6 protein-coding genes are annotated in these 9,401 nt (G+C 45.0%); 4 read left to right on the top strand and 2 right to left on the bottom strand.

Features of this window, described 5'->3' with window-relative positions; genetic code table 11:
- Positions 1–517 precede the first annotated feature (517 nt).
- From IX315_RS06330 to IX315_RS06315, 4 genes are all read left to right on the top strand, one after another.
- Positions 518–3,541 carry a SusC/RagA family TonB-linked outer membrane protein gene (locus IX315_RS06330; RefSeq protein WP_211640945.1) on the top strand — a complete coding sequence of 1,008 codons (3,024 nt, stop codon included), beginning with the start codon at positions 518–520 and terminating at the stop codon, positions 3,539–3,541.
- A gap of 22 nt (positions 3,542–3,563) precedes the next feature.
- A complete protein-coding gene (locus IX315_RS06325) occupies positions 3,564–5,105 on the top strand; it encodes a RagB/SusD family nutrient uptake outer membrane protein (RefSeq protein WP_134849694.1) in 1,542 nt (513 codons plus the stop codon).
- 329 nt (positions 5,106–5,434) lie between these two features.
- Complete coding sequence (locus IX315_RS06320; protein ID WP_211837276.1) at positions 5,435–6,064, top strand: type IV toxin-antitoxin system AbiEi family antitoxin domain-containing protein; 630 nt, start codon at positions 5,435–5,437, stop codon at positions 6,062–6,064.
- A 207-nt stretch (positions 6,065–6,271) separates the two neighbouring features.
- Positions 6,272–6,817, top strand: a complete 546-nt coding sequence (locus IX315_RS06315) for a 30S ribosomal protein S16 (protein WP_134849696.1) — start codon at positions 6,272–6,274, stop codon at positions 6,815–6,817.
- Positions 6,818–7,589: 772 nt separating this feature from the next.
- Here the strand turns inward: IX315_RS06315 and gpmA are convergent.
- Both gpmA and IX315_RS06305 read right to left on the bottom strand, forming a co-directional pair.
- Positions 7,590–8,342, bottom strand: coding sequence for a 2,3-diphosphoglycerate-dependent phosphoglycerate mutase (gene gpmA / locus IX315_RS06310; protein ID WP_018357829.1), 753 nt, complete (start codon positions 8,340–8,342; stop codon positions 7,590–7,592).
- A gap of 37 nt (positions 8,343–8,379) precedes the next feature.
- Positions 8,380–9,387, bottom strand: coding sequence for a polyprenyl synthetase family protein (locus tag IX315_RS06305; protein ID WP_018357828.1), 1,008 nt, complete (start codon positions 9,385–9,387; stop codon positions 8,380–8,382).
- Between the last annotated feature and the right edge of the window lie 14 nt (positions 9,388–9,401).

Below are 9,401 nucleotides of genomic sequence, written 5' to 3'. Positions count from 1 at the left end.
TTTAGGGGGTTTGGGGGCTGACCCTCAACCGAGGCTACCGAACACCGCGCTAATATACTCTATTATTGTCCGTCAAAACCAGCCAAGCCCCCTGTCGGGATTGTGTGGTTAGGATGAGGGTACCACTTCACGAGGCTATTAGAATTAAGAAAAGAGGTAGAAAGTTTGGTAGTTTGTAAAATTTAAGTATCTTTGGCGTTGAGATGTAATAGTAACGCAAAACAATGGTTTTAACGAAACTGTCAGTCATGTGGTTGAGCAGTTACAGGTCATGCATTAGAGGGCTAGAGAAGAAATGATGTGTACCTAGAGTCAGTTTAGGACTATTGCGAAAATCACATAAGATACTGAGATAAAGCATATTGTCACAGGATAGACTTAGGCTCGACAGAGGCTATAAGCAAGAAGATTAGATAATCAAGCTCTTAAAAGAGTAAAATAGTCGAAGTTATCTTGGTTTTGTGAAAATTATTAAGAAACAAGTAATACAGAATAATTAACAAACAAAATGAATGGTATGAAAAGTAAGATTCTATTGCTTATCTCCCTATTCTTTCTGAGTATTGGGACAGCGTTAGGACAGACTATCACCGTTAAGGGTATCGTCTTGGATGAAAAAGGCGAGCCCGTTATAGGTGCGAGCGTCCGCCTGAAAAGTAATCCATCTGTCGGAGCCGCAACAGGTCTCGACGGAGACTTTACCCTCAAGGCAAAACAAGGTGAGCTGATCATAGTTAGCTACGTTGGCTACAAGACGCAGGAGGTAGCAGCTGCTCCCTCATTGACCATCAAGCTCGCTCCAGACCAAGAGCTCCTCGATGAGGTCGTAGTAGTAGGTTATAGCACAAGAAGCGTAGCTAATACCTCTGCTTCAGTAGTAAAAGTAAGTGCAAAAGACCTACAATCTAAGCCCACATCAAACGTTATGGATGCTGCTCAGGGTAAGGTCTCTGGTCTTCAGGTACTCACTTCTTCTGGTGAGCCTAGTGAAACTTCCTCTATGAAGTTACACGGTGTGGGTTCTCTAGGAGCATCTTCTACCCCATTGTACATCGTAGATGGTATGCCTGTTACTGCAGATATGATTAGAGGTATGAACCAGAACGATATCGAGAGCATGCAATTCCTCAAGGATGCTGCAGCGACTTCTATCTATGGTGCACGTGCAGCCAACGGCGTTATCTATATCCAAACAAAGCGCGGTAAGATGCAGGATAGAGCTACCATTACAGTTCGAGGACAGTATGGTATTTCTACGCTAGCTAATAAGTCTTACTATGACAAGTTGATGAATACCAATGAGCTATTCTCTCTATGGCAAGAGTATGAGGATGCAGGTCTTCTTAAAAAAGGTCAAGTCAATAAACAACGTGAGAAGTATGGAATGAATGATACGAAGTGGTGGAAGTACTTCTATCAAGATGCTCCTATGTATCAGTCTGATATCAGTATCTCAGGTGGTTCAGCTAAGACTAACTACTATATCTCTGCAGGTATCCTTGATCAAAAAGGTATCCGTGCTGGTTCTCAGTATTCTAAGATCAACCTCCGTACCAACCTCAATAGTACACTTAATGATTGGATTAAGGTAGGTATAAACTCTAGTGTATCATACGACAAGACTAGGATCAGCCCAGAATCATTTGCACAAGGTGAAACATATGTTTCTCTGCAGACGATTCTTAACCAACCTTTCTATACACCTTACGATAAGGATGGCAAGGAGTATTATGACGAGCCTATTCCTGGGCTAGGGTTCTACAATCCAAAGTACTCAATGAGTAAGGACACGCCTATTGATAATCTTCTATTCTTGAATCTAAGTGGGAATCTTACGCTTACCCCATTTGAGAACTTCCAAATCCGTTCTCAGGCAGGTATGGAGATGAGAGATTACTCAAGAGATAGATATCGTCGTCCTTCTTGGATTAAGCTAGCAGGTAATGGAACGCGCAGTATCCAGCACTCAAGAGGTATCAACTTCACGACGAACAACGTGGCTGAGTATAAGTTCTCAATAAAGGATGACCACCACTTTATCGCACTTCTTGGTCAGGAGTATATCGATTATCGCTATGATTTTTTTAGCGCATTTGGTGCTGGTCTTCTAGATGATAGACTCGGTCTCCTCAAGCACACGACTATAGAAAAGGCGGTAGATCAGAAATACACTTCAAATGCATTCCTCTCTTTCTTTACTCAGCTATCATACGACTTTGATCGTAAATACTTTGTGGATTTAGTAGTCAGAAATGATGCTTCATCACGCTTCGGTGCTAATCATCGTAATGCAACTTTCTGGTCACTTGGTCTTATGTGGAAGGCAAAGGAAGAGTCTTTCCTAAAGAATGTAGACTGGATCAATGCTCTTGACGTGAAGGCAAGTTATGGAACCCAGGGTAATGCTGCTATCGGTGATTATGAAGCCTTAGCAACAGTCAAGAAGGGTGGACAATATAACGGTATAGCAGGTTGGAAGCTCTCAAACCCTGGTAACCCTGATCTTACTTGGGAATCTCAGGACAAGCTGACTGTTGGTGTAACTGCAGACCTATTCGATCGCCTTCACGTAAATGTAGAATTCTATAATCGTGTGACTAGAGATATGCTTATGGCTGTTCCTCAACCATATAGTACGGGGCTTCAGTTGGATAAAATGGATTTCGCCTCTATCATGGAGAATGTAGGTGCTTACCAGAATAGAGGTATCGACCTTACCATCAGGGGTGATGTTCTTAGAGGCAAGGACTACGGTCTAACCGCTTACTACAACATGAACTACAACCGCGATAAGGTGCTTGAGCTATTCCAGGGACGTGATTCTTGGATTCTCCCAAGTTATGGTTTTGGCTACATCGTAGGTCAACCTGTAAAATTTATCTATCCAGTTTTTAAAGACATCAATCCTGATAATGGTCGACCAAGATGGTACCTCCCAGCTGTAAATGAAGATGGTTCTATTAATAAGAAGGTTAACCAGAAAGACGACTCTAAGGTCACTGAGACTTGGAATGAGGCTACCCTAGAGCAAAACACAGGTGTAAATCGCTATCCAGCGTTTACTGGTGGTTTCGGTTTGGCAGCTAACTGGAAGGGGCTGAGTCTGCAGGCTGACTTTGCTTTCGTTGTTGGTAAGTACATGATCGCTAATGAAACGTTCTTTAGCAAGAACTCTATTTCTTTCTTTGGAATGAACACAGAGAAGAGCTCTGCTAACTATTGGAAGAAAAAGGGAGATAATGCACAGTATCCAAGTCTTGAATACCAAGGAAATGGTGGCAATGCAACTGAATTTGATACCCGTTTGCTGTCTAACGCATCTTTCATGAGGCTTAAGAACCTTACGATTGGTTATGAGCTGCAGGAGTCTCTCCTACGCCGTCAGAATATCTTCACAGGTGCTAAGATTTATGCAACTGCCCGCAACTTATTTACCCTTACTAAGTTTAATGGTATTGACCCTGAGGTTGATAGCAACCTTTCTTTCCATACCAACCCAAATACTAAGCAATACGTAATCGGGCTTGAACTATCGTTTTAATTAAACAGAAAGGAAAGTAAATATGAAAAGAATAGCATTTAATATTACAACTGCCCTCTTGGCTCTTTTACTAGTTACATCGTGTGACATCTCAAGACTGCCAAAAGAGGAGATGGATGCCGACACTGCACTTCAGAGTGTGTCTGACCTGAGAAATTGGGAGCGTGATATACTTGTGCAATTGCGTAAAAAGCAAGGTGGTCTTTATGAAATGGTTCAGGATCTTCAAGCTGATGAGCTATTAGTAACACAAAACGAAGGTAACCATTATCCTGGAAGTATTTCTTGGGAAAGTGCTACTACATCCGACTATAACAGACGTGATGTATACATCGGTTACTACCAGATGATTAGTAACATTAACTTTATCTTTGGTAAGCTAGCTAATGTAAAGGTGGATGAAAAGGATAAAGCTGAATACAATGTATTGGTTGGTAGACTACACTTCTATCGTGCCTATGCTTATGCTAACCTAGCTCTCAGATATGGTACACCTTACAAGGCTCAGTCTGCGGGTAGTGATCTTTGTGTGCCTTTACACTTGACTTATGATAATAAGGCTAAGTTGCCTCGTGCTACAAACAAGGAGGTTTATAACCAAATCTTGAATGTCGACCTTAAAGCAGCTAAGGAAATGCTAGCTAGCGCTGCCGGAAAGGCTATGATGGCAACCCCATCACTTGATGCAGTAAAGGCTTTGGAGGCAAGAGTATACCTATACATGAGCGACTGGAACAATGCATACAAAGTTGCTAAGGAACTTATCGATGGTGGCAAGTATCCATTGGTAGAGCCTAAGAAGGAAAACTTTGTAGATATGTGGCTCAATGATAAGTCTACTGAGGAAATCCTACTCCTTTATGTAGCTCGCCCAGATGAGACAACTCGAATCAATACCTACTTCGGTGCCGTAACGGATCACAAACGCAAAGATGGTAGCAATGGTGTGAACCTCCCTAATTACCTCCCTACACAGAGCATTATTGACCTCTTCGTAGAGAAAGACCTTAGAAAGAGTGTTTACTTTGAAAAGCAAGAAGGGAAAATCAGAGAGGACTACTATGACTTCTATCTTGTAAGCAAGCGTAAGGGAAATCCAAAGTATGCAGAAACAGTTAATCCTAAGTTTACATACTGGAGTGGTTATTTGCCAAACTCTATGCATAATCCTAAGGTGTTCCGTATCGCTGAGCAGTATCTTATCGCAGCTGAAGCTGCTTACAACAAGCAAGATATGACTAATGCACTCTCTCTCCTCAATCAGCTCAAGAAGAGTCGTGGTCTAGAAGAGGTTAACCTATCTGGCGATACGCTTTACAAGGAGATTATGGATGAGCGTGCTAGAGAGCTTGCGTTTGAGGGCTTTAGACTATGGGATCTCCGTAGATGGGGTCTTACTGTAGATAGGACAAAGGCTCAACACGAGGAAGCTGCTCAGAATATCTATAAACCAGCTGCAAAGCAGACGTACAAGGCTAATCACCCTCGTATGGTATGGCCTATCCCTGCAAATGATATTAATACTAACCCTGCTATTGCTAATCAGCAGAACCCAGGTTGGTAATATCCCCTATAACCGTTAGATATTTCTAACTTACAATAACTTGGAGGGCGGGCACTTAGAGTGCTCGCCCTCTATTTTTTTGCATGTATTTGGAAGGGGGTACTTTCCATAGTAAGACTGATGCATACGAGTAAACTACACGGAGCTGCTTGCGGCATACTGGGCATGTCGTTTACTTCCGTGCAAAGTCTCTGTTGATTGGCGAGCAAACTGGTGAGAATGATGCTGTGTACAGCAATTCTTTATTATGAGGAGGAGCTATTATTTGAGTAGATATCCAAGTATTTCTTAGGATAGTGTTCAGAATATGACTGTATTTGTCTATAGTTATGAGCAGTATTGTAGAGAAGTTTGGAAGGGTACCTATTAGGAGCTCTGTTATTGGGTCGCTTTATCCAAATCATTTGGCAAAGCACCAGAAGGTTATGAACCTAGAAAAGGCGGGTGTTATCATTCGCCTCAAGAAAGGTTTGTATGTCGCAAGTCCAAGGGAAATAGGTAGGGCACTTTCTACTGAACTTATTGCTAATCATATCTATTCACCATCTTATGTTTCGAAGTCGTCAGCTCTTCGGTATTATGGCTTGATTCCAGAGGCAGTATACAGCGTGCAATCCATGACCATCAAACACTCTAGGGTATTTGAGAATGATCTCGGGAGATTTGAGTACGCCTATGTCTCTGAGGAGGTTTTCTCTATTGGTGTCACATCAATGGAGGATAATGGCATTTACTTTTTGATTGCAACACCTGAGAAGGCACTCTGTGACTTGATTGCCAGTTCTCCAAAGCTAAATCTTCGGTACCTCAGGAGTGTAGAGCAATACCTCAGATACGACATTCGCATGGATATGGAGGCATTCTACAGAATGGACGCAAATATTTTTCAAGCGTATATTGATGCTGGTGGTAAGAAGAGTAGTTCTATAGCAATATTGATTAAGTTCTTGAAGCGATGAACAAGATGTACGAAATGATGCTGGCTGATATGATTAAGTTTCAGTAATAGTCGATTGGGGGTCAAATCGTCTTTCGCGAAAGGGGGTAACATTCTCATTATATGAGATATTTATGTATCTTTGCGGGTGCGTTTCACCCCGATAGGTCGTGTACCTGTTTCGGGAGACCGTGGGACGTAGAGTTTATAACATATAAATACCAATACAATGGCAACAGTTATTAGATTGCAAAGACACGGTCGTAAAAATTATCCTGTATACAGGGTCGTCGTTACTGACCGCCGCGCACCACGTGATGGTCGTTTCGTAGAGATCCTAGGTACTTACAACCCTAACACCAACCCAGCTACTATCGACTTGAAGTTCGACAGGGCTCTATACTGGTTGAATGTAGGTGCACAGACTTCTGACACTGCACGTGCTATCCTCTCACGTGAGGGGGTGCTGATGATGAAGCACCTAGAGGGTGGTGTAAAGAAGGGCGCTTTCTCTGAGGAAGAGGCTAAGAAGCGCTTCGAGGCTTGGAAGCAGAATAAGAATGCTGCTACCGACCAGGTGAAGAGCAAGAACGAGGCGGCTAAGCTAGAGGCAGCTAAGAAGGCACTTGAGGCTGAGCGTGAGGTGAACAAGGCTCGCCAAGCTGCGCTTGCTGAGAAGGAGGCAGAGGCTAAGGCTGCAGCTGAAGCTGCAGCAGCGGAGGCTGCTGAGGCTGAGACTCCAGCTGAGGAGAACACCGAGGCTACTGAGGCATAATCTCGCCCTCAAATAGGATAAGCAAATGATATAGTGCAGTGGGGTCTCCCCGCTGCACTATATTTTTGAGCCTTAATGCGAATCGATGGTTACGTACCAATATTAGTGATGGAACTACACCTCACGACCCTAATAGAGGTCGGACTGTCCTTAACGAACGATAATAAAGCATATTAGCGCAGTGTTTGCTAGCCATGGTTGAGGGCGAAGCCCAAGGAAAGGGTCAGCCCCCAAACCCCCTACAGGGGGCTTGACCGCACTAATGTTTCACCACAGCCCAAGTCCGAAATAGAGCATATTAGCGCAGTTTTCGCTAGCCATGGTTGAGGGCGAAGCCCAAGGAAAGGGTCAGCCCCCTAACCCCCTACAGGGAGCTTGACCGCACTAATGTTTCACCACAGCCCAAGTCCGAAATAGAGCATATTAGCGCAGTGTTTGCTAGCCATGGTTGAGGGCGAAGCCCGAGGCCGTGGATAGAGAGTTACACAAACAAAGTCCCCCTCCCTCCCCTATGTAGTGCGGCAACTGCCGCACTACATAGGGGAGGGAGGGGGTAAGGGGGAGGGAGGGCGTGGCTAACGAAAACTCACTAATGTAATCAACTAACTATTAATCGGTCAGGCTGTTCTCCTAATAAACATTAGTAATAACTATGTGAGGCTTGTCAAGAAGACATTCTCTCTTTTGACCTTAATCCTAATTTGATTATTAGCTACGTTCCTTTTTGTAGACCTTATAATAACTGTTGCACGAAAGCAAACAACGGTGTTGCTTACTTCTTCTTGCCTTGGTTAGCGACAGCCTCCATCAGCTTCTTCACCTCCTCAGGATCCCCAACGAAGTAGTCCTTCACTAGCTTCATACCATCGTTCTCGTCAAACTCAAATACGTAAGGAACAGCGGTAGGGAGGTTGAGCGAAACGATATCCTCGTCCGAGATGCCCTTGAGCTTCTTGATGATAGCGCGAAGACTATTGCCGTGTGCTGCTACGATCACATCGTTATGCTCCTTAAGTGATGGGAAAATCTCCTGCTCCCAGTAAGGGAGGATGCGCTCGATAGTATCCTTGAGGCTCTCGGTAAGTGGGAGGTCTTTCTTGTCGATACCTGCATAGCGGCTATCGCGGAGTGGTGAACGCTCGTCGTCCTCTGCTAGTGGTGCTGGTGGCACGTCGAAGCTACGGCGCCATACGAGCACCTGCTCCTCGCCATACTTCTCTGCTGTCTCCGACTTATTCAGTCCCTGAAGCATTCCGTAGTGCTTCTCATTGAGGCGCCAAGTCTTACGCACAGGAATCCAATCGAGGTCCATCTGGTCGAGCACCGTATTGAGGGTCTTCACCGCACGCTTTAGGTAGCTCGTGAAGGCAAGAGTGAAGTGAAAACCATCGGCTTTCAGCTGCTTACCAGCCTTGACAGCCTCCTCGATACCTTGTGCTGTCAGGTCTACATCTGTCCAGCCTGTAAAGCGGTTCTCAAGGTTCCACTGGCTCTGTCCATGACGAATCAAAACTAATCTCTTCATAAATCTTTCTTACTTATAATGTGAAAATAATATGTTGTTACTTCTTACGCTTGACGATATAATCGGCAACGAGTAAGAGGGCATCACGGCTTTCACAAGCGGGCAATGCCCCAGTTAATATCTCTTTGGCTTCGCTCACCATCTCCTCCATACGGTGTGTGGCATAGTCGATACCGCCTAGCTTCTGGGTAAAACCGATGACGAAGTCGATATCGCTTCTACTCAGTGACTCGTGCCGTAGGAGCTTGAGTACCTTGTCGCGCTCTCGGCTTGGTTGGGCAAGGGCAAAAATGAGCGGAAGCGTCACCTTATGCTCCTGTATATCCTGACCCGAAGGTTTGCCTAGACCTGGTGTGGGACGGTAGTCGAAGATATCGTCTCGTATCTGGAAGGCGCGCCCCAATAGGTTGCCCGCCTGCTCAAGTGCCTCCTGTAGCTTAGGGTCGTCCTGCCCAGCGAGCATGGCACCTATCTTGAGACTGCTCTCTATGAGCGAAGCGGTCTTGCGGTCGATAATCTGTAGGTAACGTTCCTCGGAGTAATCCCCTAGCTCGGCGGTATCCATCTGGAGGATTTCGCCTTCGGAGAGTATCTTCCCGAGTTTTGCCAATTGTAGTACCATTGATTGTGAACCCGCTAGAACCGCCTGAATCATTGCGTTGGAGAGGAGAAAGTCTCCTATGAGCACCGCCTTACGGTTGTCGAAAATCGCATTCATCGAGGGTACACCGCGGCGCGCGTGACTCTCGTCGATGACATCATCGTGCACGAGCGTGGCGACATGCAATAGCTCGATAAAGACCGCACCACTTACGATGTGATCGTTGAGGCGTTCGTAGCAGTTGGCAACGAGCAAAAGGAGAAGTGGACGTACATGCTTAGAGGTCTGCTGGTGCAGTAGTTCCACCGCTTTTTGTAGCGAAGGTACCACACTCTCTATGGCAGAGAAGTATAGCTCATCGAATCGAGCCAGCCCCTCTTGTCCCGCTATTGGCATAGCGGCGAGTAGGCTACTCTTGTGCTCTGTATTTGGCTCTGTATGCATACACGTGTATCTAA

Origin of the sequence: Porphyromonas levii (genome assembly GCF_018206105.1) — a bacterium.
GTDB classification, from domain to species: Bacteria; Bacteroidota; Bacteroidia; order Bacteroidales; family Porphyromonadaceae; genus Porphyromonas_A; species Porphyromonas_A levii.
This window is presented reverse-complemented; position numbering and strand designations above follow the sequence as displayed.